Origin of the sequence: Rhizobium acaciae (assembly GCF_025941625.1) — a bacterium.
GTDB lineage: Bacteria > Pseudomonadota > Alphaproteobacteria > Rhizobiales > Rhizobiaceae > Rhizobium > Rhizobium acaciae.
In genome coordinates this window covers 201,915-225,363 of the sequence record NZ_JAPCZO010000004.1, presented here as the reverse complement: position 1 = coordinate 225,363, position 23,449 = coordinate 201,915, and the positions used below count along the sequence as shown (strand labels likewise).

The 23,449-nt window shown below is 61.4% G+C and carries 30 protein-coding genes; 13 read left to right on the top strand and 17 right to left on the bottom strand.

Going from position 1 to position 23,449, the window contains the following annotated elements; all coding sequences use genetic code 11:
* Nucleotides 1-179 precede the first annotated feature (179 nt).
* Nucleotides 180-1,175, bottom strand: coding sequence for a sensor histidine kinase (locus OLZ32_RS08610; protein WP_172643670.1), 996 nt, complete (start codon nucleotides 1,173-1,175; stop codon nucleotides 180-182).
* Between the two features lie 192 nt (nucleotides 1,176-1,367).
* Nucleotides 1,368-2,162: a response regulator gene (locus tag OLZ32_RS08605; RefSeq protein ID WP_003542253.1), complete on the bottom strand. Its 795-nt coding sequence runs from the start codon at nucleotides 2,160-2,162 to the stop codon at nucleotides 1,368-1,370.
* A gap of 269 nt (nucleotides 2,163-2,431) precedes the next feature.
* On the opposite strand from OLZ32_RS08605, the gene OLZ32_RS08600 reads away from it, so the two are divergent.
* Together OLZ32_RS08600 and OLZ32_RS08595 are read left to right on the top strand one after the other, a co-directional pair.
* Nucleotides 2,432-2,638: a NepR family anti-sigma factor gene (locus OLZ32_RS08600; protein WP_026159989.1), complete on the top strand. Its 207-nt coding sequence runs from the start codon at nucleotides 2,432-2,434 to the stop codon at nucleotides 2,636-2,638.
* 9 nt (nucleotides 2,639-2,647) lie between these two features.
* Nucleotides 2,648-3,205 carry an RNA polymerase sigma factor gene (locus tag OLZ32_RS08595; RefSeq protein WP_003542247.1) on the top strand — a complete coding sequence of 186 codons (558 nt, stop codon included), beginning with the start codon at nucleotides 2,648-2,650 and terminating at the stop codon, nucleotides 3,203-3,205.
* A 278-nt stretch (nucleotides 3,206-3,483) separates the two neighbouring features.
* Here OLZ32_RS08595 and OLZ32_RS08590 read toward each other — a convergent pair whose 3' ends face one another.
* The 7 genes from OLZ32_RS08590 to hemP form a co-directional block, all read right to left on the bottom strand.
* Nucleotides 3,484-3,885, bottom strand: a complete 402-nt coding sequence (locus OLZ32_RS08590; protein ID WP_028743304.1) for a hypothetical protein — start codon at nucleotides 3,883-3,885, stop codon at nucleotides 3,484-3,486.
* Between the two features lie 9 nt (nucleotides 3,886-3,894).
* Nucleotides 3,895-4,239 carry a DUF883 family protein gene (locus OLZ32_RS08585; RefSeq protein ID WP_003542229.1) on the bottom strand — a complete coding sequence of 115 codons (345 nt, stop codon included), beginning with the start codon at nucleotides 4,237-4,239 and terminating at the stop codon, nucleotides 3,895-3,897.
* Nucleotides 4,240-4,387: 148 nt separating this feature from the next.
* Nucleotides 4,388-5,182 (bottom strand): heme ABC transporter ATP-binding protein, encoded by a 795-nt coding sequence (locus tag OLZ32_RS08580; protein WP_264397558.1) that lies wholly within the window; start codon nucleotides 5,180-5,182, stop codon nucleotides 4,388-4,390.
* A gap of 38 nt (nucleotides 5,183-5,220) precedes the next feature.
* Nucleotides 5,221-6,333 carry a FecCD family ABC transporter permease gene (locus OLZ32_RS08575; protein WP_264397497.1) on the bottom strand — a complete coding sequence of 371 codons (1,113 nt, stop codon included), beginning with the start codon at nucleotides 6,331-6,333 and terminating at the stop codon, nucleotides 5,221-5,223.
* A 2-nt stretch (nucleotides 6,334-6,335) separates the two neighbouring features.
* Nucleotides 6,336-7,265 carry a heme/hemin ABC transporter substrate-binding protein gene (locus OLZ32_RS08570; protein WP_264397498.1) on the bottom strand — a complete coding sequence of 310 codons (930 nt, stop codon included), beginning with the start codon at nucleotides 7,263-7,265 and terminating at the stop codon, nucleotides 6,336-6,338.
* Nucleotides 7,266-7,276: 11 nt separating this feature from the next.
* A complete protein-coding gene (locus OLZ32_RS08565; protein ID WP_264397499.1) occupies nucleotides 7,277-8,326 on the bottom strand; it encodes a hemin-degrading factor in 1,050 nt (349 codons plus the stop codon).
* Nucleotides 8,327-8,334: 8 nt separating this feature from the next.
* Nucleotides 8,335-8,517, bottom strand: a complete 183-nt coding sequence (hemP, locus tag OLZ32_RS08560) for a hemin uptake protein HemP (protein WP_012758649.1) — start codon at nucleotides 8,515-8,517, stop codon at nucleotides 8,335-8,337.
* A gap of 176 nt (nucleotides 8,518-8,693) precedes the next feature.
* Between hemP and OLZ32_RS08555 the strand changes: the two genes are divergently transcribed.
* The 5 genes from OLZ32_RS08555 to OLZ32_RS08535 all read left to right on the top strand — a co-directional run bounded on the left by OLZ32_RS08555 (nucleotide 8,694) and on the right by OLZ32_RS08535 (nucleotide 11,624).
* Nucleotides 8,694-9,116, top strand: coding sequence for a hypothetical protein (locus OLZ32_RS08555; RefSeq protein ID WP_003542212.1), 423 nt, complete (start codon nucleotides 8,694-8,696; stop codon nucleotides 9,114-9,116).
* 54 nt (nucleotides 9,117-9,170) lie between these two features.
* The gene (locus tag OLZ32_RS08550; protein ID WP_003542210.1) at nucleotides 9,171-10,514 is read left to right on the top strand and encodes an energy transducer TonB family protein; all 1,344 of its coding nucleotides are present in this window, start codon (nucleotides 9,171-9,173) and stop codon (nucleotides 10,512-10,514) included.
* A gap of 109 nt (nucleotides 10,515-10,623) precedes the next feature.
* Nucleotides 10,624-11,031 (top strand): DUF2325 domain-containing protein, encoded by a 408-nt coding sequence (locus OLZ32_RS08545; protein ID WP_003542208.1) that lies wholly within the window; start codon nucleotides 10,624-10,626, stop codon nucleotides 11,029-11,031.
* Nucleotides 11,028-11,300: a hypothetical protein gene (locus OLZ32_RS08540; protein ID WP_003542206.1), complete on the top strand. Its 273-nt coding sequence runs from the start codon at nucleotides 11,028-11,030 to the stop codon at nucleotides 11,298-11,300. The genes OLZ32_RS08545 and OLZ32_RS08540 overlap by 4 nt, the downstream gene beginning before the upstream one ends.
* Before the next feature lie 9 nt (nucleotides 11,301-11,309).
* Nucleotides 11,310-11,624, top strand: coding sequence for an antibiotic biosynthesis monooxygenase family protein (locus OLZ32_RS08535; RefSeq protein ID WP_017989194.1), 315 nt, complete (start codon nucleotides 11,310-11,312; stop codon nucleotides 11,622-11,624).
* A gap of 145 nt (nucleotides 11,625-11,769) precedes the next feature.
* Here the strand turns inward: OLZ32_RS08535 and OLZ32_RS08530 are convergent, their stop codons facing one another.
* A complete protein-coding gene (locus OLZ32_RS08530) occupies nucleotides 11,770-12,141 on the bottom strand; it encodes a DUF423 domain-containing protein (protein WP_003542202.1) in 372 nt (123 codons plus the stop codon).
* On the bottom strand, nucleotides 12,138-12,548 hold the full coding sequence (locus OLZ32_RS08525; protein WP_003542200.1) for a group II truncated hemoglobin: 411 nt from the start codon (nucleotides 12,546-12,548) through the stop codon (nucleotides 12,138-12,140). Before OLZ32_RS08525 ends, OLZ32_RS08530 begins: the two co-directional genes overlap by 4 nt.
* A 168-nt stretch (nucleotides 12,549-12,716) precedes the next feature.
* On the opposite strand from OLZ32_RS08525, the gene OLZ32_RS08520 reads away from it, so the two are divergent.
* The 4 genes from OLZ32_RS08520 to OLZ32_RS08505 all read left to right on the top strand — a co-directional run bounded on the left by OLZ32_RS08520 (nucleotide 12,717) and on the right by OLZ32_RS08505 (nucleotide 15,670).
* Nucleotides 12,717-13,280: a TetR/AcrR family transcriptional regulator gene (locus OLZ32_RS08520; RefSeq protein ID WP_264397500.1), complete on the top strand. Its 564-nt coding sequence runs from the start codon at nucleotides 12,717-12,719 to the stop codon at nucleotides 13,278-13,280.
* Between the two features lie 18 nt (nucleotides 13,281-13,298).
* Nucleotides 13,299-13,640, top strand: coding sequence for an SMR family transporter (locus OLZ32_RS08515; protein WP_003542195.1), 342 nt, complete (start codon nucleotides 13,299-13,301; stop codon nucleotides 13,638-13,640).
* A 191-nt stretch (nucleotides 13,641-13,831) separates the two neighbouring features.
* Nucleotides 13,832-14,617: a ThuA domain-containing protein gene (locus OLZ32_RS08510; RefSeq protein ID WP_264397501.1), complete on the top strand. Its 786-nt coding sequence runs from the start codon at nucleotides 13,832-13,834 to the stop codon at nucleotides 14,615-14,617.
* Between the two features lie 9 nt (nucleotides 14,618-14,626).
* Nucleotides 14,627-15,670 (top strand): Gfo/Idh/MocA family protein, encoded by a 1,044-nt coding sequence (locus tag OLZ32_RS08505; protein WP_003542190.1) that lies wholly within the window; start codon nucleotides 14,627-14,629, stop codon nucleotides 15,668-15,670.
* Nucleotides 15,671-15,763: 93 nt separating this feature from the next.
* Here OLZ32_RS08505 and OLZ32_RS08500 read toward each other — a convergent pair whose 3' ends face one another.
* The 6 genes from OLZ32_RS08500 to OLZ32_RS08475 form a co-directional block, all read right to left on the bottom strand.
* On the bottom strand, nucleotides 15,764-16,159 hold the full coding sequence (locus OLZ32_RS08500; protein WP_264397502.1) for a DUF1236 domain-containing protein: 396 nt from the start codon (nucleotides 16,157-16,159) through the stop codon (nucleotides 15,764-15,766).
* A gap of 120 nt (nucleotides 16,160-16,279) precedes the next feature.
* Nucleotides 16,280-17,389: an ABC transporter permease gene (locus OLZ32_RS08495; protein ID WP_017989191.1), complete on the bottom strand. Its 1,110-nt coding sequence runs from the start codon at nucleotides 17,387-17,389 to the stop codon at nucleotides 16,280-16,282.
* Nucleotide 17,390: 1 nt separating this feature from the next.
* Entirely contained in the window at nucleotides 17,391-18,518 is a 1,128-nt protein-coding gene (locus OLZ32_RS08490) for an ABC transporter permease (RefSeq protein ID WP_264397503.1), read from the bottom strand.
* A complete protein-coding gene (locus OLZ32_RS08485) occupies nucleotides 18,515-20,260 on the bottom strand; it encodes an ATP-binding cassette domain-containing protein (protein ID WP_264420532.1) in 1,746 nt (581 codons plus the stop codon). The genes OLZ32_RS08490 and OLZ32_RS08485 overlap by 4 nt, the downstream gene beginning before the upstream one ends.
* Nucleotides 20,257-21,270: a secretion protein HlyD gene (gene hlyD / locus OLZ32_RS08480; protein WP_264420529.1), complete on the bottom strand. Its 1,014-nt coding sequence runs from the start codon at nucleotides 21,268-21,270 to the stop codon at nucleotides 20,257-20,259. Before hlyD ends, OLZ32_RS08485 begins: the two co-directional genes overlap by 4 nt.
* On the bottom strand, nucleotides 21,267-21,968 hold the full coding sequence (locus OLZ32_RS08475) for a CerR family C-terminal domain-containing protein (protein WP_032987679.1): 702 nt from the start codon (nucleotides 21,966-21,968) through the stop codon (nucleotides 21,267-21,269). The genes hlyD and OLZ32_RS08475 overlap by 4 nt, the downstream gene beginning before the upstream one ends.
* A 436-nt stretch (nucleotides 21,969-22,404) precedes the next feature.
* Between OLZ32_RS08475 and OLZ32_RS08470 the strand changes: the two genes are divergently transcribed.
* Both OLZ32_RS08470 and OLZ32_RS08465 read left to right on the top strand, forming a co-directional pair.
* Entirely contained in the window at nucleotides 22,405-22,557 is a 153-nt protein-coding gene (locus tag OLZ32_RS08470; RefSeq protein ID WP_003542181.1) for a hypothetical protein, read from the top strand.
* Between the two features lie 253 nt (nucleotides 22,558-22,810).
* Nucleotides 22,811-23,125: a hypothetical protein gene (locus OLZ32_RS08465; RefSeq protein ID WP_003542180.1), complete on the top strand. Its 315-nt coding sequence runs from the start codon at nucleotides 22,811-22,813 to the stop codon at nucleotides 23,123-23,125.
* Nucleotides 23,126-23,449: the final 324 nt, after the last annotated feature.

Genomic DNA, 23,449 nt, shown 5'->3' with positions numbered 1-23,449 from the left:
GGAACCAAAGTTTGATGTCGTCGTTATTGCGATATCCGGATGGTGATCGCATCGACCCAACATGCGCGCCCCCAACCCACTATCCGGACGTACTCACGGTCCCCTCCCGGTGAGTGAAGACAGCCGGTGCGCCGCCCTCGCACCGGCTGTTTTTCCGTCTTAGGCTGTCTCCAGGGCTTTCACACTCGCTTGAAGATCTCGAATTCGGTTTCCGGAATGGTCAGACGGTACTCGATGCGGCCGGGAACGAGGTTCAACTCCGCCTTGCCGTTGACCGACGAAGGCACGACACGCTCCAGCACGGTGCGGCCGAAGCTGTTGTCGCTGAATTCGTGGACTTCTGCCTGATCATGCAGAACTTCCGCCCAGGCGACTTCGATCGCCTTTCTGTCGTTGATCATGGCTTCGCGGCAATTCAGCGTGATAGAGGCGGCACCGCCAGCAATCGCGCCGAAGGAGGCGGAGTTGACGATGAGTTCATGGAGGGCGAGCCCGAGATGCACGGCGGCATTCGGTGTCAGGTGAGCGTTGATGCCATAGATCGGCATGGAGCCGGCCGTCTCCGGCCAATAGGGAGCAAACTGCTTTTCGGCGAGTTCGAAGAGATAGGCGCCGCGCCAGCTCGAATCCGTGATCAGGTCCTGCGAGTTGGAAAGCGATTGCAGCCGTCCGCGGAATTTGAGGAGGAAGCTGTCGAGAGAGAGCGTGTTGCGGGCCGTCTGGGTGGCAATGCCTTGAATTATGGCGAGAAGGTTCTTCGAGCGGTGTGAGAGTTCGCGCAGCAGCGATTTCAGAACTTTTTCGCGATGCCGGCTTTCGGTGACTTCAGCCATGACGGACAGAAGTCCATATGCGCCGCGTTCGCCGGTGCGCTGGATCTTCAGTTCATAAGTGCGCCGTTCGCCGTCGACGTCGATCTCGACCTCGGCATTGTTGGGGATGCCGGTTTCCAGCACCTTGTGCTTCAGCGCCGTCAGATATCGGCCGTGCGCATCGCCAAAGAGGACAGCGTCGCTGCTGCCGGGCGCAAAGAGTGCTGCAAAATGCGGCGGCAGATTTTCGGCGTAGAAAATCGACAGTCGGGCGTCCTGGCAGAGGATCGAAATCCCGGCGCTGCCGAGCGCGCGTTCCATCATTGCGGCTTTGCCTTCGAAGGTAAAAGGCATGCCGGACAATGGTTCAGTCGTATTCACTCGGCCGCCTTTCCTTGTGACATCTTGAACGTCGCTGAAGGGAGCGCCCTTCCAGACACCGCCTGCCAACTCTAGAACAAAGCGCTGCAAAAACCGTTAAAGCCACCGGAGCGTCCCGGTAGCACCGGAACGCCTGCTTTGGCGATTTGGTTCCGAAGGCCGGAAAATTGCGTCTCAGGCGGCTACTCTGGTCGATTCATTGAAGAAAAGAGCTTGGCTGATCAATGCCTTGACCATGTCGGGATTGAACGGCTTGGTGACAAGGAAAGTCGGTTCCGGGCGCTCGCCGGTCAGAAGCCGTTCCGGGAAGGCAGTGATGAAGATCACCGGTACGCTCGACGTCTTGAGAATGTCGTTGACTGCGTCGATACCGGAGCTGCCATCGGCAAGCTGGATGTCGGCCAGCACCATGCTCGGCTTGGTCTTATTGTAGAGCGCCACGGCCTCCGCATGCGTACGGGCAATGCCGGTGACGCGATGGCCGAGGCTCTCGACCATCTGCTCGATATCCATAGCGATCAGCGGTTCGTCCTCGATGATCATGATATCGGTTGCGACTTGACGGGAAATCTCCTGCGACGCGACGTCGAGCAGATGCATGACATCCTGTTCTTCGGTTTCCAGGATTTCGGCGATTTCGGCGACGCGGAAATTCTCCACGGAGGCGAGCAGGAAGGCCTGACGGGCGCGCGGCGAAACCTTGGAAAGGTTCAGCGTGGCGCGTTGCTCCCAGGCATAGGGCGAGGTCGGCTCTGGAATCTGGACTGCGGTGGAACCAAACAGTTGCGTGAACAGTTTGTAGAGTGCGACCCGGTCATTCGCCGTATCCGGGAAAATCGACAGATCGGCGATGATGGCTTCGAGAACGGCGGCGACGTAAGCGTCGCCCGAAGTCTGAGTGCCGGTAAGGGCGCGGGAATAGCGGCGCAGATAAGGAAGGTGCGGCGCAATCCGAGTAGAAAGTGTCATTAATGGGCTCCTGCATACAGGCCGGCATTGGCTTCAATGAGCGGTTAACGCCGCCTTGATAAAAAAGTTCCGGAACGGCAGGAACTTTTTTCGTTGCGCCGCATTATTCCAGCCGACGAAGAAAGGGCGTAGCGTTTTGACCCATGCAACGGCAAATGCCATCGACATCGACAATCGAACGTTCGATGTCGATGGTCGAAATCGTTTTTGATCCCATCCACGCCCCTCGACACGCCCCTCGAACAGACAACCGGCGAGAAGACGAATTGATGACTACACGCAAGAAAGAAGTAGCCGATCAGCGAAAGCTGGAGCTGCGGGCAAGCGACATCCTGGACCCGAACAACCAGATCGGCGTCAGGCTGCGGTCGCTCTATTCGGCCGCACAGGATGAGGCGATTCCCGATCGTTTTCTCGACCTTCTCGAAAAGCTCGACCATGCTGAAATGATGGCTTCTGCCAAGATGGCCGAATAGGATCGCCGCATGGAAGACAAATCGCAACCCAGCTTCAAGCGGGAACTGCTGGCGGCACTCCCAAGCCTTCGCGCCTTCGCGATCTCGCTCATCGGGCGGCACGACCGTGCCGACGATCTCGTCCAGGACACCATCATGAAAGCCTGGGCCAAGCAGGATCATTTCGAGATGGGCACCAATATGAAGGCCTGGCTCTTTACGATCCTGCGCAACGAACTCTACAGCCAGATGCGCAAGAGCGGCCGCGAAGTGCAGGACAGCGACGGGCTGTTTACCGAATCGATGGCGATGCACCCCTCGCAATATGGCGCGCTTGATCTGCAGGACTTCAAGAAGGCGCTCGACCAGCTGCCGCCGGATCAACGCGAGGCGATCATCCTCGTCGGCGCCTCGGGTTTTTCCTACGAGGAAGCGGCCGAAATTTGCGGCTGCGCCGTGGGCACCATCAAAAGCCGCGTCAACCGGGCGCGCCAGCGGCTGCAGGAGTTGCTGCAGATCTCAGGCGAGGCTGATTTCGGCCCCGACGCCACCTCGGCGCCGCTGACATCGAAGGCTTTCGCGTTCTGACAGGAGTTATATTTGGGAGGAAAGCCGGCCGCCCCTCGGGGCGCCGGCTTTTTTGCGTCGAAGGGTAGGGAGAAGGACGGGCTCCACGGGATGGACGGCCATTCGGGCCACTACCTCTCATCCTCATTCCTGTGCTTGTCACAGGAATCCAGTGCGCCCAAGTCCTTGGGCGCGAAAGACTCTTTCCACTTGATGTTGGTTCATTCACGGCGCGGACGCGCCGTGGCTGGATTCCTGTGACAAGCACAGGAATGAAGGAGGGGTCGGCTAGTGCCTCTTCAATCCTCGCGCTTTGACCCTACCAGATTGGCCGCGACGATTGCTGCCAGAACACCGGCGGTCAGGAGCGGCTGGGCGCGGATAAGACCGAGCCCGACCGTTGCCAGCGATTCGAGCGCCGCACGGCGTTCGCGGGCGCGGCGTGCTTCCCGGGCGTTGATGATCGACATCGCCACCAGGGCGATGATGGCGATCAGCAGCGCGCAGGCGGCCAGGAAGAGGGCAGCGCCGACCGGGCCGTAGATGCCGGCGAGCCAGATGGCGCCGGCGGTGACAGCCAGCGCGTAGGCGGTGAGAAGGAAGAGCACGGCAAGCGCAATGAAGATGCCGTTGCGCTTGGCGCGCGCAACGGTCCGGTGCACGCTTGCGCCCGTCAGCAGGCTGAGGATCGGTAAGAGCATCGCGCTTCCTCAGCGCCGGGCGAGGAAGGCGATGGCAAGGCCGAAAGCGGCCGCGGCGCCGATGGTTGCTAAGGGATGCTTGCGCACGGTCTCGCGCATTTCCGTCGTTCCACGCTCATAGCCGTGCTGCAATTCGCGCAGCAGATCCTCGCTGCGGCCGAGCAGTTCCTCATAGCCGGCACCGGCCTGGCTGCGGATTTTCTCGCCCTGATGGCGTGAGCTCTTGCCGACGAGGCGCGTCAGTTCGGCGAGTTCGTTGCGCAGCGCCTCAATCTGCTCCTCGATGCCGGATTCCAAATTATGGAAAGTGCCGTTGCGGCGGCTGCGGCCGGACTGGAATATAGAATAGCTCATGGCTGTCTCCATTGGCTGGGGCGCGCGCAAGCCCGCCTATTTCGCACGAGGGTCACCACCGTCCGTTGCATGAATGATATCGCCCGGCATTGACCCAGATCACTGCCGACAACGTGCCGGGCGATCAAAAGTTCCGCTCGCGCAGTGCTCAGAGGCGGGAAATGGCGCTGTGGGCGAGCACAAAGGGCGTGCCATCGGCCGGCACCTGATTGATGCGCAGCGCGCAGCCGAACACCGAGAGCATCGTTTCGTTTGTCAGCACTTCACCGATGCTGCCGGCGGCGGCGAGGCGGCCGGATTTCATCAGCACGATGCGGTCGGCAAAGAGCGCCGTCAGGTTGAGATCGTGCATGACGGCGATGACACCGCCGCCGCGTTCGCAGAAATTGCGGGCGAGCGTCATGATGGTCAACTGGTGGCTGATGTCGAGGCTCGAGACCGGCTCGTCGAGCAGCAGCCAGCAGGGCTTGCCGTCGACGACAGGCTCGGCGATCTGGCAGAGCACGCGGGCAAGCTGCACACGCTGCTGCTCGCCGCCGGAGAGTTCCTGATAGAAACGGCCTTCGAAGCCGGTCAAATCGACGGAGGAAAGCGCTGCCGCCGCCGTCTGCTCGGCCTTGTCGGGATGCAGGTTGAGACCTGACGTCAGGCCCATGCGGACGATCTCGCGCACGGTAAAGGGAAAGGAGATGGTGCTTGCCTGCGGCAGCACGCCACGAATGGCGGCAAGCTGCCAGGGTTTCAGCCCCTTCACCTCGTCGGCGCCGATGCGCACCGAGCCGCCATAGGCAAGTTCGCCGGAGATGGCTTTCATCGTCGTCGTCTTGCCGGAGCCGTTCGGCCCGGCAATCGCCGTCAGTTCGCCGGCCTTTGCCGTAAAAGTGACGTCGCTGATGATGGTTTTGCCGGAAAGGCGCACGGAGACGCCGGAAACTTCGATCATCTCAATGTCACTCACGGGGGGTCACTCACAGGTGTCACTCACAGGGCAAGGCGCGAACGCTGCCGCAGCAGGATCCACAGGAAGAACGGTCCGCCGACCGCCGCGGTGATGATGCCGATCGGCAGCTCAGCCGGGGCCACCAGGGTGCGGGCCAGGACATCCGCGAAGATCAGCAAAGAGCCGCCGAGAAGAGCTGCGGCCGGCAGCAGGAAACGATGGTCGGGGCCGATCGCCATACGCAGGATATGCGGCACGACGATCCCGACGAAACCGATGCCGCCGCTGACGGCGACGGACGCGCCGGTCGCCGCAGCGACACCGACGATCGCGACATTTTTCAGCCGCTGCACCGGAACGCCTATATGAAAGGCGGCCGCCTCGCCGAGCGTGATGGCATTGAGGCCGCGCGCCATGAAGGGCAGAGCGGTGAAGGACAACAGGATGATCGGGCTGGCGGCGGCGATCTTCGTCCATGTGGCGCCGGCAAGCGAGCCCATGCTCCAGAAGGTCAGGTCGCGCAGCTGCTGGTCGTTGGCCATGTAGATCAGCAGTCCCGTGATGGCGAGGGCGAGTGCGCCAAGCGCGATGCCGGCAAGCAGCATCGTCGCCACCGAGGTCTGTCCGTGACGGGTGGCGATCCTGTAGAGCAGCAGCGTCGTGACGAGGCCGCCGCCGAAGGCCGCCGTCGGCAGAGCGTAGATACTGAGAAGCGCCTCGAGTGGAGCTGCGAGGCCGCCGCCGAGCACGATCATCGCGACCGCGCCGAGGCTTGCGCCGGAGGAGACGCCGACGAGGCCGGGATCGGCCAGCGGATTGCGGAACAGGCCCTGCATCACCGTGCCGGAAACGGCCAACGAGGCGCCGATCAGGAAACCGAGGATTGCCCTGGGCAGGCGGATGTCGAAGATGATGATCCGGTCACGTGTGCTGAGCGCCGCCTCGGAACCGGCCATGTTGCTGATGACGTCGAGGATCGAGGCATCCGAGGCGCCGGTCGTTACCGAAAACAGCATCGAAAAGACCGAGCCGACGACGAGCAGCGCGATCGCCAGCAAGGCGAGCCGCGTCCTGTCGCCCGCCTGCCTGATTTCGCGGATGTCCGCCATCGGGAATCGTCGCCTTTGTTCCATCATGGCTTGCGGCAGGGCCATGATCAGCCCCCGTAGATCGCCGTGTTGAGCTCACGCGCGGCGGCTGCGGTGCGCGGGCCGAAGCCGAGCAGGTAGACGCCATCCATTCGGATGATCGCTTTTTTATCGCCTGCCGGCGTCAGCGCGATCGCCGGCTGAGCCAGCAGGTCCTCGTTCTTGGTGCCGGCGCCGTCGCCGCGATTCATCATCAGGATGATGTCGGGCTTGGCTTCGATGATCGCCTCGTCCGTCAACGGCTTGTAGCCCGGGAATGCGCCGACGGCGTTGATGGCGCCGGCGAGCTTGACGATGCCATCGGCGGCCGTGCCGGTCCCCGATGCCATGATCCGGCCGTTCTGGGCGCTGAGGATGAAGAGAACGCGCTTGCGCTCGGCCTCCGGGCGCCTTTCGGCATCGGCGATCGCCGCGTCGAGGTCGGCCGCGACCTTTTCTTCGAGCGCCTTTGCCTTGTCGGGCACGCCCAGCAGCGTGCCGACACGGTCGATCTTGGCGATGATGCCGTCACGGGTAAAGGCGCTCGGCACGGTCTCGAAGGGCACGCTGGCATTCTTCAGCACAGCCAGCGCTTCCTGCGGGCCTGAACCTTCGACGGCGATGATCGCCGTCGGGTTCATGGCGAGGATGCCTTCCGGTGAGAGCGCACGCATGTAGCCGACGTTCGGCAGCTTCAGCGCAGCCTCCGGATACATGCTCGTCGTGTCGCGGGCGATCAGCCGGCTTTCCTCGCCGAGCGCATAGACGATTTCTGTGATGTCGCCGCCGACCGAAACCAGGCGCGACGTGTCGAGCTTCTTTTCCTCGGCGTGGGCGGCGCGGATGAAGGCGAAGCCTTCGACGGTCGGCGCCGTCGGGATCAGCGGCAGCGCCATGATAGCCGCCGTCAGGGCCAGTTCCCAAGGGCGGATCCGGCGCAGATTGTTACGCATCGTCATCGTTGCGATCCTTATGCGGCCACGCTTGCTGCCCGCGGCAGGTTTTCCATGATCTCGCGCCACTCGGCGCGTTCGTCGGAGCCTTCCTTCCGCTTGCCGAAGAACTGGATGATCATCTCGCCTTCGGCATTGTAGGCCTCCAGCGAGGTGACGTGGCCGTCCGTGGTCGGCTTACGTACGGCCCAGGTCTCGGCGATGTGATCCTGGCGCAGATGCAGGTGAAAGGTCGGATCCATGATATTGATCCACGGACCCATCGGCTGCACGTTGAAGATCGGGCCGGAATGGATCTGGACGATGCCGTTATTGGCGACGAAGCACATGATCGGCAGGCCGGATTTCACCGAGGCATGCATCATGTCTGCCGTCGCGCTGTTGTCGAGCTTCCAGGCATAGTCGTCGCCGACGGTGCGCACGGCCGCCTGGCGGCCGATCTTCAGGCGCTTCAGCATGCCGAAGAACTCATGCGTATCGGTGAGCTTGCTCCAGTTGTCGCGCAGTTCGTCGCGGTTGACGTCGGCGGTTTCATCGACGGCATTTAAGGTCTCAGCCTCGACAAATTCCTGCGATTGGTCTTCCAGCTTCAACTCGGCGACGATCGCGTGATAGGCCTCGACATTCGAGCTCGGGCGCAGGTGCACCTTGTGCACCGCGTTGCCCGCCTTATCGAAATATTGCAGGCTGAGGCGCTCCTGGTCACCATCCTTCTTGGATACGGCGAAACCATGCTCCCAGCGGCTCGGGAAGATGCGCAGATCGATATTCTCGCCGAGAACGATCGCGGCCTGCGCGGCGCTCTTGATGTTTTCGAAGACACCGATCTTCTCGTGAACGGCACTTTCGTTGCGCGACAGCGCCATCACTTCGCCGAGGCCGGCCACGCGCTCGAGAAGCTTCAGCGCACTGCCATCGATTCGGGTCACGCTGATGCCGGTTTCGGCGGCGACGAGGGCTGCCTCGGAAATCTTCAGCTGGGCGGCGATATCACGCTCGCGCATTTTCGGATTCTCGGCGCGAAACGCACGGATTTCGGCTGGCGCCGGTCTTGTCTGTTCGGTCATGTCCTACCCTACTTATTGAGAATGAGCTTGCCCTGACGGGTGATCTTCAGGCGATAGACCAAGCCGTCATGTCTTATCATGATCTCGTTCGTGCCGCGGAAAAGATCCGCGCTTTCGACGATCCGGTGCTGCGCCGCAGGCTCGCTCTGCAGCGGCACATGCTTAAAGTTATCTGGCTTTTCAACCATCATTTCGGTTGGCAATTCCGTGAGGCCGGTGATCAGGGTCCCCGGTTGTGATGACAATTATCTTGACTTTATTACTCATAGTTTTTTAAAGACGCAATAGGAGACTAATGCAGTCAAGTTTTTGAGATTGCTGATATGAGGCCGCCTGGCGGCGGTTCGCGACAATGGCGGAGAAGATGATGACGGGTAGGTTTGCGGCTGTTGCAGCCGGCATGGTGATGGCGGTTTCAGGCATATGCCAGGCTCAGGATGCGGCAACCGCCAAGCTGGATGTCGAACTCAACGCTCTGGCGCCATCGCAAAAGGGCTGCATGATGACTTTCGTCGCCGAGAACAATCTCCAGACCCCGATCAACAAGATCTCCTTCGAGCTTGCCTTTTTCAACGACAAGAATGCCGTCGACCGCATCACCGTGCTCGACTTCCGCGATCTGCCGCAGGGCAAGAAGCGCGTGCGCCAGTTCGATATGCCGAATGTGAAGTGCGAGACGGTCACCCGCATCATCATCAACGACACGCCGGTCTGCGACGGTCCGGCGGCCGGCGAATGCATGAAGGGTCTCGTCACCCGCTCGCAGATTTCGGTTCCCTTCGAGGGCTAAGAATACGCCGGGAATGAATCCCGGCGGGCATGTCCAGACTGTCCGAGGCATAAGATGGCAATTTCAGCGAAGACCAGATCGAGACAGGTGCTCATCGGGGAGCCGGACGCTGACGGCGGTCTGAACGATAACAACATGCATCCCGGCCACGAGCTTTCCGACCTGCGCAATGTGCAGCGGCAGCCGGCCGGTGAGGCGGTGGTCCACTACGCGCGCTTCGCACAGATCTCCTCCTTTCCCGATCATCCGGAAACCGAACCGACAGCCTCTGTCCCTGCGCCGCCGATGGATGCAGCGGTGGAAAAGCAGGAGGACGAGAAGGCACCGGTGCGGCGACGGGTGGCGCTGACTTGTGTCGGTTCATTCCTTTTCCATGCAGGTTTGGTGGTCGCTCTTACTCTGTTTGTGCCGAAACCACCGAACGAAGTGATTGAAGATGCCGGGGAGGCCGTCAGCGTCGTCGTATTTGGTGACTTCGATGTTGACCAGACGTCGGCAGGTGATCCCGAGCTAGAAGTGAAGCCGGAAGAAATTGCCGCTGAGGAGGTTAAGCCGGATACGGTCCAATCGACCACTGAGACTGACGAAGTTCAACCAACAGAGATGCAGCCCGAGCAGGCACAACCAGTTGAGGCCGAATCTGTGGAAGCTGTGTCGCCTTCGCAGGAGGTGACACGTGTTTCGCCCGAGACAGTTGTAGCCGCGGAGCCAGAGATTCTTGTTTCTCAGAATCCTGCCGAAACTTTCGTCGCACAGCCGATGGCAACGGCAGTGCCGGAGCAGCCCGTGCCTGATATCATGCCGACTACAGTACCAGAACAGGTGGTGGCGGTGCAGCCGACCGAAGTTCAGCCAGAGGAAGTGAAGCCAGTCGAGGCTGCCGAAGTCTCGCCGGAACCCGAAGAAAGGCCTGAACCGCAACCGAAGTCGAAGATTGAAAAGCCGAAACCGGAGGAAAAGAAACCGCCTCGGAAGAAGGTGGAACCTACGGGTGGAAAAAATGGCACGGATCGCAAAGACACGACGAGGGGCGTAGCGACCGGTCAGGACGCGCCAGAGTTTAATGGCATGGCGACGACAGCGGGCAGAGGCGACGGCATTGGAAGCGCGGCTGTAGCGAATTATCCTGGCAAGGTGCAGAAGCGTATTCGCCGCGCAATTCGAGTGCCTAACGAATACAAGAGAATGGGCGAGGCCATTTCCGTGCGCGTCAGATTGACGATTGATGGAACGGGTAGGCTGTCCTCAGTCTCCGTTGCCGGCAGTTCAGGTATTCCGGATTTGGACAAGGCTGCTCTTGACGGAGTGCGCCGCGCCGCGCCGTTTCCGCCATTGCCCCCCCAGTGGGGCAAGGCTAGCTGGAGCTTCACTCAGGAGGTTCAGGTCACCTCTCGGTAAAATATGATAAAAGCAATCAACTTTATACTTTACTCTAAAAATCAAGTTTAATAAGGTCCACCCGCACACGCAGGAATCGTGTGACGATCAACGAGCGAACGGGTGGCATATGGCTCGCAAGGGCAAGAAGGGTTCGAACCGGGAGGTCCGCGATAGCGCGGGCGAGGACGCCGGTCAGGCATCCTCCGGGCGATCCAAACTGGATGGCCGCAGTTTCCTTTATGTCGGCGGTCGTGACTGCCAGGTGGCGCATCTTCGCCAGATCTGCAGCAATTTCGGCGCTGAGCTCATCCACCATGATGGCGGTCTGCGCGAAGCGGTTTCGCGCATCGATACTCTGCTCCCCTCGGTCGACTGCGTCTTCTGCCCCATCGACTGTATCAGCCACGATGCCTGCCTGCGTGTGAAGACCGGCTGCAAGAAGTTCAGCAAGACCTTCATCCCGCTTCGCAACGGCAGCAAGTCCAGCCTGGAGCGTGCGCTGCAGACGATGAACGAGCGAGACAATTCCCGATGAACGACCAGCGCCCCGACGGCTTCACCATGATCGGCCTGCATAAGCTCGCCGCGCAGACAGGCGAGGGCCTCGTGCCCGAACTTTACGAACTTTTCCAGCAGCATGCCGAACGCCAGCAGATCTACCAGAATGTGACGCTGTTCCCGACCTGGGAAGCGCGCATGCCGGGGGAAGCGACAACAAGACCGCTTGGCCCAGCAGCGGCAAACGGCGATAATGTTCTCGCCTTTCCCTTGCGTTCTGCCAGGGCGGGCAAGAGGAAGGCGTAAGGAGATTTCATGTATATCGCAATGAACCGCTTCAAGGTTGCAACCGGGAGCGAAGGTGATTTCGAGACGGTCTGGCGCAATCGCGATTCCAGCCTAGCCGCGGTGCCCGGTTTCGTCGAATTCCGCCTGCTGCGCGGCAAGGTCAACGACGAGGAGGGCTATACGCTCTATTCCTCGCACACGGTCTGGAAGAGCGAAGCTGATTTTCAGAACTGGACGAAGTCCGAGAGCTTTCGCGCGGCGCACCGCAATGCCGGCGATCACAAAGCGATCTACAAGGGGCCGCCGGTCTTCGAGGGCTTCAACGTGGTCGACAGCATTTAATTCCGGTCGATACGGTTTCGCCTTTCGGTATAGGCGATACTCTTCGTTCCTGTGACAGGCACAGGAACGAAGGAGGAGAGATGCGTCTGCGCCGTGATGCCTCATTGAGGCTTAAGCAATCGGTAGAGCGCTATTCCAAGCTCCCTTACGGACGGACGCGCAGAACCGCGCCCGCCGTAACGGCCAGCCAGCCAAGCATCATCGCCCAGCCGCCGGTCGGCGCGGCGTAGGGGAAGAGGCCGGAGCCGGTGAAGCGCAGGGTGACGAGATCGCCCGCAAAAAGCAGCGTTCCGACAATCATCAGGAAACCGGCCAGCCAGGCGGTTCTGAACCTGGCGTTGCCGAGAGCCAATGCGAGCAGGGCAGGGGCGTGGGCAAGGCACATGGCAGATGCGGATGCCGCAAGATTGGCCTCTCCGCCGCCATGGGCAGCAAGGGCGGCAAGCGCCACGCCGGCTACGCCAAACAGGCCGGCAAAGAGATAGAGCACCGGCTCCAGACGCGCGTTCAAGCTCATGATTGTTCCTTGTTGTCGGTAGCCTTGTTCTGCATGTGATAGGCGAGCCGTTCCACCGGCGCCCAGATGAGATCGCGCAGCGCTTGGCTTGCGACCGTCTCGTCCAGGGCGCGGCGGAAGCAGAGCAGCCATTCGTCGCGCTCGACAGGGCCGATCTCGGCGACGAAATGGCGGCTGCGCAGACGCGGATGGCCGCGCTTATCGGTATAGAGCGGCGGGCCGCCGAGATAACCGGTCATATATTCGTAAAATTTCTCTTCGCTGCCCACAAGGCTCGGCGGGTGTACGGCGCGCACGTTGCTCGCCTCCGGCAAGCTGTCCATCAGTTCGTAGAAACGGTGCGTCAGTGCCCGCACGACAGGATCGCCGCCGATCGCCTGATATAAGGTGGTGACCTTCTCCGTCACGAAACCATCCCCATTGCCTCAACCATTCCCCGGCCTCTTCATGCACCGGTCGGAAAATGATCGCAACTGTCATCAAGTTGCCGCGGCATTTCGCGCATAATGCCGGCACGGCAGGGGTTGCGGCCGATTCTCCTTGACAAAACCGTCCGGACGGTATCTTTTATCTGCATGTCGAACGCTCATCATCGCAAGAAACAGCCCGTGCTCGTGCGCCAGCAGTTGCTGGAGGTCGCCGCGCGCCTTGCTGCCAGCGACGGCATGGCCGCCGTCACGCTCGATGCGGTTTCCGCTGCGTCCAGCGTCAGCAAGGGCGGGCTGCTGCATCACTTCCCGACGAAGAATGCGCTGCTCGATGCGCTGTTCGAGAGCCTGCTCGAAAAGTTCGACGCCGATATAGAGGAACTGATGCGCGGCGATCCGCTGCCGCAGGGGCGCTTCACCCGCGCTTATCTGAGGGCGGTATCCGGTCTCAAGGAGCGTCCCGACGATTCCAGGAGTTGGACGCAGGTGACGATCGCGCTTCTTGCCGAACCCCGGCTGCGTCTTCGTTGGCGCCAATGGGTGCAGGCGCGGGCGGAGGAATATATCGGCACCGACTCCTCCCTCGACGCGCAAGTCGTGCGTTTCGCCGCCGACGGTCTTTGGTTCGCAGATACGTTGGAAAGCCATGATATCAACGGCGTTCTAAGGCGGGATCTTATCGTTCGCCTTGTCGAACTGACCGGCAAGTAATTCGAAAAGGAATTCGCCATGAGCCAGGCCGCCGTCTACGGGCTGCTGTTTGCAGCCATCGTGCTCGAGGTCATCGGCACGACCGCACTGCAGCTGTCGCAGCAGTTTACCCGCATCGGGCCGACGGCACTCGTCGTCGCCTGTTATGCGGCCGCCTTCTATTGCCTGTCGCTGACTCTGAAAAGCATCCCGGTCGGTATCGCCTATGCGATTTGGAGCGCTTTGGGAATCGTGCTGATTTCCTCGGTCGGCCTGGTGTTCTTCAAGCAGCGCCTCGACCTGCCGGCGATCGTCGGCCTTGGGCTGATCATATCGGGCGTTATGGTCGTCAATCTGTTCTCGAAATCCGTTTCGCATTGATATTGCTGTGATATTGGCAGGTGGTTTCTCCGCCTTCGGCCGATAAATTTTCCCCTTTGTCAAAATACTGACAAAGGTCTATGTGTTCCTTGGACGTGGAGGAGACGAGGCGCAACCAGCGCCGTTTTCCAAAGCGCTTTGAATCCTGCCTTCCCGCCTATCGATATTTCCAGGTCCTACAGGAGCACATCATGGCCATTCGCACCGTCGTCTGGGGAGAGAATATTCACGAGACTACCAATGAGATCGTCCGGGGGATCTATCCTGAGGGCATGCACACGACGATCGCCAATGCGCTAAACACCGATCCAAGTATCTCGGCGACGACGGCGACGCTGCAGGAGCCGGAACACGGCCTCAGCGAAGCCCGCCTTACTGAGACCGACGTCTTGACCTGGTGGGGCCACAAGGATCACGGCGCGGTCTCCGACGTCGTCGTCGAGCGTGTTGCCAAGCGCGTCTGGGAAGGCATGGGCCTGCTGGTGCTGCATTCCGGCCATTTCTCCAAGATCTTCAAGCGGCTTATGGGCACGCCCTGCGCACTGAAATGGCGCGAAGCGGGTGAGCGTGAGCGTCTGTGGACGATCAACCAGCGCCATCCGATCGCCGCCGGCATCGGCGAGCATTTCGAGCTTGAGAACGAGGAAATGTACGGCGAGCAGTTCTCTGTGCCGGAACCGCTCGAAACGGTGTTCATCTCGTGGTTCCAGGGCGGTGAAGTGTTCCGCTCAGGCCTGACCTGGCGCCGCGGCGCCGGCAACATCTTCTATTTCCGCCCCGGCCACGAGACCTATCCGACCTATCATGACGTCAATGTCCAGAAGGTGCTGATCAACGGCGTGAAGTGGGCCTATAATCCCGAGGGGCCGTTGACGAGCATTACCGATGCTCCAAATGTGCCGGTAGAAAAAGCACTGGAGCCGATCGTCGAACGCGGCCCGAGACTGCACCAGGCCGGCGAAGCCGGTTACCGCTGAGGAGCATCCATGCGACTACTCGTTCTTGGCACGGGGGTGATGGCGAAAAACCAGCTCGCCCGCTTCCCCCTCATCGACGGCGTGACGGTGGTCGGCGCCGTCGACACCGATCCCGAGCGGCTTTCGGCCTTTGCCGACAAGTTCAACATTGAAAAGCGATTTCTTTCGCTGGAGGAGGCGATCGCCTGGGGTGAATTCGATGCGGCGACAAATGTCACGCCCGACCGCATCCATCACCCGACGACGATGGCGCTGATTGCTGCGGGCAAGCACGTCTTCTGCGAAAAGCCGCTGGCGGAGAACTATGCGAAGGCGCTGGAGATGACGGAGGCGGCCGAAAAGGCCGGCGTCATCAACATGGTCAATCTCACCTATCGCAACGTCGCGCCGCTGCAGCGCGCCCGCGAGATGGTGCTCGCCGGCGAGCTAGGCACGATCAGACACGTGGAAGCCTCCTATCTCCAGAGCTGGCTGGTGTCGCGTGCCTGGGGCGACTGGCGCACGGAATCGACCTGGCTGTGGCGGCTTTCCACCGGCCACGGTTCGAACGGCGTGCTTGGCGACGTCGGCATCCATATTCTCGATTTCGCCGCCTATGGCGCGGCGACCGACATCGATCACGTCTTTGCCCGGTTGAAGACGTTCAACAAGGCGCCGGGCGGCCAGATCGGCGAATATTTGCTCGATGCCAATGACAGCTTCACCATGTCCGTCGATTTTGCCAACGGTGCGCTCGGCGTCATCCATGCCAGCCGCTGGGCGACAGGGCATCTGAACGAGTTGAAGCTGCGCATTTATGGCGAGAGGGGCAGCCTTGAGGTCATCCATCGTCCCAGCGGTTCCGAGCTGCATGGCTGCCTCGGCGAGGATGTCGAAACCGCCACCTGGACGAAGATCGAGGTTGAACCGGTGGCGACCAACTACCAGCGTTTTGCCGAGGCCGTGGCAAGCGGCATCCAGCCGGACCCGAACTTCCGCCACGCCGCCAACCTGCAGAAGGTGCTAGACCTCGCGATGGTGACCGAACGCGAGCGGCGCGAGCTGAAGGTCTGATCCGCCCGATCAGACAGCACGACCGCCGTCCTTTCGGGGCGGCGGCTTTCGCTTAGAGAAGAAAGGGTCCGGAGGCGGACCCTTTCTTCTTGTTTATTCAATCACCTGCACCACGCGGTGGGTGCGGGGTTCGACAATCACGCGTTGATTGTTGATGACCGTATAGGCATATTTCGGATTGTCAGGCACCGGCGTCACGATGACGTCTGCCGGAAGCGGCTTGCCGACGACGATCGGTTCCTGGATGACCACGGAGGCGGTCGGAGCCGGCTGCTGCTGGACATAGGTGACGACCTCGCGCGGTGGCGGATCGACAACGGCACCGGCGACACCACCGGCCACACCGCCAATGGCAGCACCCACGGGGCCGCCGACGATTGCGCCGGTGATGGCGCCACCGGCAGCACCGGTGACCGCTCCGTCAGCTAGCGCATTGGTGACGAGCGACGACAGCGCAAGGGCGCTGGAGACAAGTAGGATCTTGTACATTTTGCTTCTCCTTTGCTGGGGTTGCGCTTGGGTAACGACCGCGCCAATCCGAGGTTCCGGCAGGAGAGAGTCACGCTTTGGAAGGCCGGTTCACATTCTGTGAGGCGGCCGAAGCATTGGTTATTCCAGCCGCCGGCGGAAGAGCCAGGCGGCGGCGCTGAGCGTAACAGTGGCGATCAGCGCCAGCGGAATCGTCTGGTTCACCACCTCGCTCAGCGGAATATCCTTGAGGAAGACGCCTTTGACGATCACCAGGAAATAGCGCAGCGGATTGATCAGGGTCACCGGTTGCAACCAGCCCGGCATGTTCTCGATCGGCGTCGCGAAGCCGGAAAGGAGCATGGCGGGGACCATGAACAGGAAGGCGCCGAGGATCGCCTGCTGCTGCGTCATCGACAGCGCCGAGATGAAGAGGCCAAGGCCGGCGACCGAACCGAGATAGAAGATCGCGCTGCCGTACAGCAGGAAGAGCGAGCCGCGCAGCGGCACGTCGAAGAGGAAGACGGCGGCCAGGATATAGACGGTGATGTGGAAGAGGCCGATCATCATCGGCGGGATCAGTTTGCCGATCAGGATCTCGTGGATGCGGAGCGGCGAGACCATCAGTTGATCGAAGGTGCCGAGCTCGCGTTCGCGGGCGATCGACAGCGCCGTGACGATCAGGCCGATCAGCAGCGCGATGCTAGCGATCAGGTTCGGCACCATGAACCATTGATAGGTGAGGTTCGGGTTGAACCAGTTGCGCGGCACGGTCGAGACGATATCGGCGCCGGCGCGTTTGCCGGCCGGGGTCTCGGCAGCGAGGGCTGCACCGATCTGCGAGAGATAGCCCGCGACGATCTGCGAGGCGTTGGAGCGACGGCCATCAAGCACCATCTGCAGGTCGGCCGGCGTTCCCGCCTCGATATTGCGGGAAAAGTCCGGGCCGATCTCAACGGCGGCAATGGCCGTCTGGTTGTCGATCGCCACCCGGACCTCCGCCTGGCTTCCTGCAATCTCGATTTTCCGGAAGGTTGGCGAGCCATCGATGCGCTCGATCAGTTCCTGGCCCCAGTGACCGCTGTCTCGGTTGAGGATCATCACGTCGACATTGCGGACTTCGAGCGTTGCCGCATAGGAGAAGACGAGAAGCTGGACGATCGGCGGGCCGATCAGGATGGCGCGGCCCTTGGGATCACGCAGGACGGCGAGCAGTTCCTTGACGATCAGGGCGTAGAGCCTTGTCCACATCTCAAGCGATCCTCTTTCTAGTGCTGCGGGCCGCAAGCACGAACATGATGGCGCCGATCGTCAGCATCACGCCGATCGCTTGGCCGAACATCGGCCAGATGTCGCCGGCCAGGAACACCGTCTGCAGGCTGGGGATCAGGTAGCGCGCCGGCACGATGAAGGTGATCCACTGGATCACTTCAGGCATGGAATTGATCTCGAAGAGGAAGCCAGACAGCAGGAAAGCAGGGAGAAAGGCGGAGATCAGCGCCAGCTGCGAGGCAAGGAACTGGTTCTTCGTGGCCGTCGAGATCAACAGGCCCTGGCCAAGCGCCGGGATCAGGAAAGCGGCCGACAGCGCGTAAAGAGCCGCGACGGAGCCGCGAAACGGCACGCCGAAGAGAAAGACCGCAAGCAGCACGCAGAGCGTCATCGAGGTGAGGCCGAGCAGGAAATAGGGCAGGATCTTGCCGGCGAGCAGTTCGACCGCCGTCACCGGTGTCGCCATCATCGCCTCCATCGTACCGCGCTCCCATTCGCGGGCGACGACGAGCGAGGTCAGAAGCGTGCCGACCAGCGTCATGACGATGGCGATCGAGCCGGGCACGAGGAAATTGCGGCTGGTCAGTTCGGGATTGAACCAGAAGCGCTGCTCGACCGAAATGGCGGGACTGTGGGAGGCGACGTCCGCCTGCCTCTGCCGCTCCCAGTTGGCAACAGTGCCTTGGGCATAGTTCTGCACGAAATTCGCCGTGTTCGGTTCGGAGCCATCGACGATCACCTGGATATCGGGGCGGTTGCCGGCGGTGTAGCGCGTGGTGAAGTCGGCGGGGATGACGACGATGCCGCGCAGCTTGCCGAGCACGAGGTCTTCCTCGAACAGATGCCGGTCGCGGCCGATCGCCACATCGAAATAGCGCGAGGCCTGGAAACTGGCCGACAGATCCTGCGTCAGCGGCGTCATCTCCTCGGTCACGAGGCCGATGCGGGTGCGGGTGGTATCGAGCGAGACGCCGTAGCCGAAAAGAAAAAGCAGAATCAGCGGCAGCACGAAGGCGATGAGGATGCTGCTCGGATCGCGGATCGCCTGAAAGCTTTCCTTGCGCACGAGCGCCAGGAGACGTCGCATCCGGCCGGAAGAGGTGCTCATGCTGCATCCTCCTTCTCGGATTGCTGCACCAGGGCGATGAAGGCATCCTCCATCGTCGGGTCGGGCAGCTCCTTGGTCGCGACGCGGGCCTTCAATTCATCGGGCGAACCAAGCGCGATCGAGCGGCCGCGGTAGATCAGCGAGATGCGGTCGCAATATTCCGCCTCGTCCATGAAATGGGTGGTGACGAGCACGGTAACGCCCTTTTCGACCAGGGCGTTGATATGCGTCCAGAATTCGCGCCGGGTGATCGGATCGACGCCGGAGGTCGGTTCGTCGAGGAAGAGGGCGCGCGGCTCGTGCATGACGGCGCAGGCAAGCGCCAGGCGCTGCTTCAGGCCGAGCGGGAGGTCCTTGGCCGGTTGGCTGATATGGCGGCCGAAATCGAAGATGCCGGCCACCAGGTCAATGCGCTCGCGCCGGTGTCTTCCGCGAAGGCCATAGACGCCGGAGAAGAATTCGAGGTTCTGCATGACGGTCAGATCGCCATAGAGCGAGAATTTCTGCGCCATATAGCCAAGCTGGTTGCGGGCTTCGGCGGCATCGCGACGAAGGTCGAAACCGGCGACGCGGCCTTCGCCACCGGTCGGCTTCAGCAGGCCGCAGAGCATCTTGAAGGTGGTGGATTTGCCGGCGCCGTTCGGGCCGAGCAGGCCGAAGATTTCGCCGCGACGGATATCGAAGCTGATATTGTCGGCAGCGGTGAAATCGCCGAAGCGCTTGGTCAGCCCCTTGGCCTCGATCACCGGCCGGTCGTCCTCGCCTTTCGTTGGTTCTTGCGCTTCGGCCAGCCTCGAGCGGCCGCCAGGACCACCGCCCAGCATGTCGATGAAGGCATCCTCGAAACGCGGGGGGGCAGGGGTGAGCGTTGCGCCATCGCCGGCCGAGCCGATATCCGGTTTCTTGTCCTTGGCGGCGACCAGGCGGATCGCTTCGCCCTGGATCACGCCGTCGATGACGCCATCGGCCTGCAGAAGCCCTGCGAGCACCTGCCGGCGGCGCCCTGTCATGCCCGAGACGCGGAAAACCCGGTCGCTGACGCGGCCGGTCATGTCATCAGGTTTTCCCGAAAAGAGCAGCTTTCCCTGGTTCAAGAGCAGCACATGGTCGCAGGCTTCAGCCTCGTCGAGATAGGCGGTCGACCAGAGCACGCCGATGCCTTCCTTGGTCAGGTTTTCAACCATCTTCCAGAGGTCGCGGCGCGAGATCGGGTCGACGCCGACGCCCGGCTCGTCGAGCAGCAGCAGGCGCGGCTTCTTCAGAAGCGCGCAGGCAAGGCCGAGCTTCTGCTTCATGCCGCCGGAGAGCTTTCCGGCGAACCTACCGGTGAAACGCTTGAGGTCGGTAAAGGTCAGCAGCTCGTCGAACGCCTCGGCACGCTCACCCTTCGGCAGGCCGCGCAGATCGGCATAGAGATCGAGGTTTTCCTGCACCGAAAGGTCCTCATAGAGACCGAAGCGCTGCGGCATATAGCCGATCGCCGCCTGGATGCCGGCGGCGTTCTTGCGTGTGTCGAAGCCGAGAACCTCCATCGTTCCCGTGTCGGGCAGCATCAGGCCGGTCATTAGGCGGATCAGCGTCGTCTTGCCGGCGCCGTCAGGGCCGACGAGACCGGTGATTGCGCCGCCGCCGATCATGCCGGAGACGGCGTCAAGGGCGGCCGGTGCATCGCCGAAGCGCTTGGTGACGCCGTCCATCCGGACGAGGGGCTTGTCGCCCCGGCCGGCCTCGGCGGCGGTCATTGTCCGCCCGCCGTCGGCGTGGGAAAACGCACGGTGACCGGCATTCCCTGGCGCAGATCCGGGCCGGGCTTGCCGATGACAACACGCAGGCGATAGACGAGGTCTGTCCTCAGTTCCGGCGTTTCCACCGATTTCGGCGTGAATTCGGCAACCGGCGAGATGAAGCCGATCGTGCCTTCATAGGGTTTGTCGGGCGCCGTATCGGAGGTGACCGCAACCTTCATGCCGGGATGGATGCGGCCGAGATCGGGTTCGGCAACATAGGTGCGCACCCAGACCGGTTCGGTCAGCGACAACACGAAGACGGTGTCTGCCGGCGAGACGATCGCGCCATTCTCCCTGACGCGGGAGAGGATGACGCCGTCGTTCGGCGCGCGCAGTTCGGTATCATCCAGCGAGGTGCGGGCGGAGGCAAGCGTTGCCTGCGCCGCCTTCAGCTGGGCGTCGGCTACGGCGATATCCTCGACACGGGAGCCTTCCAGCAGCAGTTTCAACGCCTCGTTGGCGGAGTCGGAGCGTGCGGCGGCCATGGCTCTTGCAGCGGTCGCCTGATCAAGGCTGGCCTCGGAGATCGTGCCCTGCGGGCGCAACTGGCGGGCGCGGTCATAGGCGAGGTTGGCATTGCGGAGATCGGCGATACTTTCGTCATAAGCGGCGCGCGCCTGGGCAATTTCTGTCGGCCGCGGACCGGCCTTCAGCTTGTCGAGCGTTGCCTGGAGGGCTGCGACATTGGCTTCGCCCGAGCGGACCGCGAATTCATAGGGTGCTGCATCGAGTTTTGCCAGAACCGTTCCAGTTTTGACGACATCGCCTTCGTCGGCATGGAGTTCGGCGAGACGGCCGCTGACACGGAACCCGAGCGAGACCTGGCGGATATCGACATTGCCGTAAAGGACGAACTCGTGGCTGGCCTCAGGCAACCAGCCGAGCTTTTGGGGCAGGGCGTACCACCAGGCGGCGGCACCCGCCGCAACGAGAAGAAGGATGGCGATGGGAAGGATGCGTTTCATGCTGCACTTCCTTTCGATGCGCCGATGGCATCGACCAGCTCTGCGGCGAGGCCGCGCACGGTTTCCACCTGTTCCGGGCCGACGCCGTCCCACTCCATCTGGGCGAGCACGGCTGCATGGGCGACGCGAAAGACGAGGATGCTGCCGAGAAGGGTGAAGGTGCGCAGGCGCACATGTTCCGAGGCGGGATCCTCACGAAGGATAGCGCCGATCAGCCGCCGGCCCATCTCGATCATCGGCCGCATGAGGCCCTGATAGATCCGTGTGAAGGCTTCTGTCGGCTCCATCTGCTCGCGGATCAGGAAGCGCGCCCAGGATTCGGATTCCTTGCCGACGAACAACGTCACCATGGTCTGCAAAATCTCGGTCAGGAAATGGCGAGCCTCCGCTTCACCAAGCGGTTTGCCTGCAGCGTCGAGCGCCAGCAGATGCGCGCCGACGCGCGCCCTCATGTCACCGACATGCGTATTGATCCGCATCATCAGATATTCGGCGGTGGCGATGTAGAGACCTTCCTTGCTGCCGAAATAATAGGGGATTGCCTGGAGGTTGACGCCGGCCGCTTCCGTGAGCTGGCGCGTCGACGCGCCGTCGAAACCATAACGGCCGAAGACGTCGAGGGCGGCGGACAGCATCTTCTGACGCGCGATCTCGGCACGGGCGGAGGCCGGTGACTGGCTGTCGTGTTCTTGGGTCATGACAGTTTTATAGCGCTTGCATAAAAATAAGTCAATCGAATGATATATTTTGACGGCCGATGTCATGGACTGATGCCTTCGCTGATGCAAGGGCAAGAAACGTGACATCGCGCATGGCTGGATGCGTGGCCTGATTGGGGATCGAGATGTGCCGTTCAGCGGTTCAGCGTCAATTCGGATCAGGCGATCTCTGCTGTTCTGGAAACAAGGCAAAGAGGCCCGTTGGGAACGGGTCTCTCAGGGTTCTCAGGGTGGGAAGAGGAACCAAGCCTCGGGGTCGGCTGCTAACAGGTAGCGATACAATATCGCTAATTTTCACGACACTAATGTGTCTGGCGCCAACCGACTGCGAAACAAAAAGCCCGCCACTTTTTCATGATTCTTGTGACCATGTTTTGACACAAAACTGCCTTGCTCGTTCCGTATCGCCGGTTCGATGCGTATTCAGATTTATATCATCGCGCTGCTGCTCAGCGCCATCATGTGGTCGATCTCGTTCGATGCGGCCCGCGAATCCTATCATGCCGCGCAAAGCGCGGGAGTGATGCCGAACCTGCATATCAACAAGAAGCTGGATCGCATTTTGTAGACTGCGATACAGCGTCCAGGTCATTGCCGATGTTGCATTCCCGGCTCGCGGCCGGGACCTATTTCCTTCTGCGTTCCGAGCCCTTCCGTACAGAAAATCAAATTTCGTAAAATTTGACCGATCCGCTTAAAAGCCCTGAAAATACTGATGTGTAGAGTGGTCTCATGAAAGCGACCGAAGCGTGGACAGACGCATCGATCGTTTGGAGCCGGGCAAACCGAACGCCCGCCGATCCGCAAACGGGGACTTCAACATGCACAGAACTCTTGCCGCCATCGCCTTGACCCTGACCATCACTGCCGCTGCCAAGCCGGCATTCGCCGTCGGCCCCGCCAGCCTTGCCCGCGACCTGATGTACACCTCCGCCATCGGCCATTCGAGCGAGGTTCCGCTGACGACTCGCGCCGGTTTCGTGCGCCCGGGCGTTCCGTTCGTTCTGCGCAGCCCGGCTCAAATCGAGGGCGAGAACAACCAGCTCAAGATCTATTCGCAGAGGCTGACCGTTGTCGTCGACTACATGTTCTCGAAAGCGGTCGCGGCCGTGGACGCCGTGACGTTTCTCCGCTGAAACTCGGGTCTTCACTGAAACATTGGGCCGGCTGGGAACAGTTCGGCTTGTCGCGACCGGCGGGATCGGCTAGAGGCCGCGCGTCTTTTCAGACGCGCTATAGGATCCTGCAACCCGCTCGTTGGCTCGTTGGACGGTATGCGTCGGTGCAACCGCTTTGCGTAAGCCGGATCGAACTTACAGGCCCCATCGCTGGATGCGGCAACGCCGCGCTCCAACGGCATTTCCTCAATCACCTGTAGGCTTAAAGGGAAGCGGAAGGACGCCGGACCGCACGGGCGATGCTCTGCGGCGGAAAGCGGTGGTGAATCGTTAAGTCGCCGA

What these genes read in the sequence shown, in the direction of transcription:
- OLZ32_RS08565 (WP_264397499.1), bottom strand. Translation starts at nt 8,326, where the DNA reads ATGACCGAACAGACAAGACCGGCGCCAGCCGAAATCCGTGCGTTTCGC.
- OLZ32_RS08475 (WP_032987679.1), bottom strand. Translation starts at nt 21,968, where the DNA reads ATGACCCAAGAACACGACAGCCAGTCACCGGCCTCCGCCCGTGCCGAG.
- hemP (WP_012758649.1), bottom strand. Translation starts at nt 8,517, where the DNA reads ATGATGGTTGAAAAGCCAGATAACTTTAAGCATGTGCCGCTGCAGAGC.
- OLZ32_RS08600 (WP_026159989.1), top strand. Translation starts at nt 2,432, where the DNA reads ATGACTACACGCAAGAAAGAAGTAGCCGATCAGCGAAAGCTGGAGCTG.
- OLZ32_RS08545 (WP_003542208.1), top strand. Translation starts at nt 10,624, where the DNA reads ATGGCTCGCAAGGGCAAGAAGGGTTCGAACCGGGAGGTCCGCGATAGC.
- OLZ32_RS08570 (WP_264397498.1), bottom strand. Translation starts at nt 7,265, where the DNA reads ATGACGATGCGTAACAATCTGCGCCGGATCCGCCCTTGGGAACTGGCC.
- OLZ32_RS08530 (WP_003542202.1), bottom strand. Translation starts at nt 12,141, where the DNA reads ATGAGCTTGAACGCGCGTCTGGAGCCGGTGCTCTATCTCTTTGCCGGC.
- hlyD (WP_264420529.1), bottom strand. Translation starts at nt 21,270, where the DNA reads ATGAAACGCATCCTTCCCATCGCCATCCTTCTTCTCGTTGCGGCGGGT.
- OLZ32_RS08485 (WP_264420532.1), bottom strand. Translation starts at nt 20,260, where the DNA reads ATGACCGCCGCCGAGGCCGGCCGGGGCGACAAGCCCCTCGTCCGGATG.
- OLZ32_RS08580 (WP_264397558.1), bottom strand. Translation starts at nt 5,182, where the DNA reads ATGATCGAAGTTTCCGGCGTCTCCGTGCGCCTTTCCGGCAAAACCATC.
- OLZ32_RS08540 (WP_003542206.1), top strand. Translation starts at nt 11,028, where the DNA reads ATGAACGACCAGCGCCCCGACGGCTTCACCATGATCGGCCTGCATAAG.
- OLZ32_RS08520 (WP_264397500.1), top strand. Translation starts at nt 12,717, where the DNA reads ATGTCGAACGCTCATCATCGCAAGAAACAGCCCGTGCTCGTGCGCCAG.
- OLZ32_RS08500 (WP_264397502.1), bottom strand. Translation starts at nt 16,159, where the DNA reads ATGTACAAGATCCTACTTGTCTCCAGCGCCCTTGCGCTGTCGTCGCTC.
- OLZ32_RS08605 (WP_003542253.1), bottom strand. Translation starts at nt 2,162, where the DNA reads ATGACACTTTCTACTCGGATTGCGCCGCACCTTCCTTATCTGCGCCGC.
- OLZ32_RS08505 (WP_003542190.1), top strand. Translation starts at nt 14,627, where the DNA reads ATGCGACTACTCGTTCTTGGCACGGGGGTGATGGCGAAAAACCAGCTC.
- OLZ32_RS08585 (WP_003542229.1), bottom strand. Translation starts at nt 4,239, where the DNA reads ATGAGCTATTCTATATTCCAGTCCGGCCGCAGCCGCCGCAACGGCACT.
- OLZ32_RS08595 (WP_003542247.1), top strand. Translation starts at nt 2,648, where the DNA reads ATGGAAGACAAATCGCAACCCAGCTTCAAGCGGGAACTGCTGGCGGCA.
- OLZ32_RS08495 (WP_017989191.1), bottom strand. Translation starts at nt 17,389, where the DNA reads ATGTGGACAAGGCTCTACGCCCTGATCGTCAAGGAACTGCTCGCCGTC.
- OLZ32_RS08470 (WP_003542181.1), top strand. Translation starts at nt 22,405, where the DNA reads ATGCGTATTCAGATTTATATCATCGCGCTGCTGCTCAGCGCCATCATG.
- OLZ32_RS08535 (WP_017989194.1), top strand. Translation starts at nt 11,310, where the DNA reads ATGTATATCGCAATGAACCGCTTCAAGGTTGCAACCGGGAGCGAAGGT.
- OLZ32_RS08550 (WP_003542210.1), top strand. Translation starts at nt 9,171, where the DNA reads ATGGCAATTTCAGCGAAGACCAGATCGAGACAGGTGCTCATCGGGGAG.
- OLZ32_RS08465 (WP_003542180.1), top strand. Translation starts at nt 22,811, where the DNA reads ATGCACAGAACTCTTGCCGCCATCGCCTTGACCCTGACCATCACTGCC.
- OLZ32_RS08515 (WP_003542195.1), top strand. Translation starts at nt 13,299, where the DNA reads ATGAGCCAGGCCGCCGTCTACGGGCTGCTGTTTGCAGCCATCGTGCTC.
- OLZ32_RS08555 (WP_003542212.1), top strand. Translation starts at nt 8,694, where the DNA reads ATGACGGGTAGGTTTGCGGCTGTTGCAGCCGGCATGGTGATGGCGGTT.
- OLZ32_RS08490 (WP_264397503.1), bottom strand. Translation starts at nt 18,518, where the DNA reads ATGAGCACCTCTTCCGGCCGGATGCGACGTCTCCTGGCGCTCGTGCGC.
- OLZ32_RS08510 (WP_264397501.1), top strand. Translation starts at nt 13,832, where the DNA reads ATGGCCATTCGCACCGTCGTCTGGGGAGAGAATATTCACGAGACTACC.
- OLZ32_RS08590 (WP_028743304.1), bottom strand. Translation starts at nt 3,885, where the DNA reads ATGCTCTTACCGATCCTCAGCCTGCTGACGGGCGCAAGCGTGCACCGG.
- OLZ32_RS08575 (WP_264397497.1), bottom strand. Translation starts at nt 6,333, where the DNA reads ATGGCCCTGCCGCAAGCCATGATGGAACAAAGGCGACGATTCCCGATG.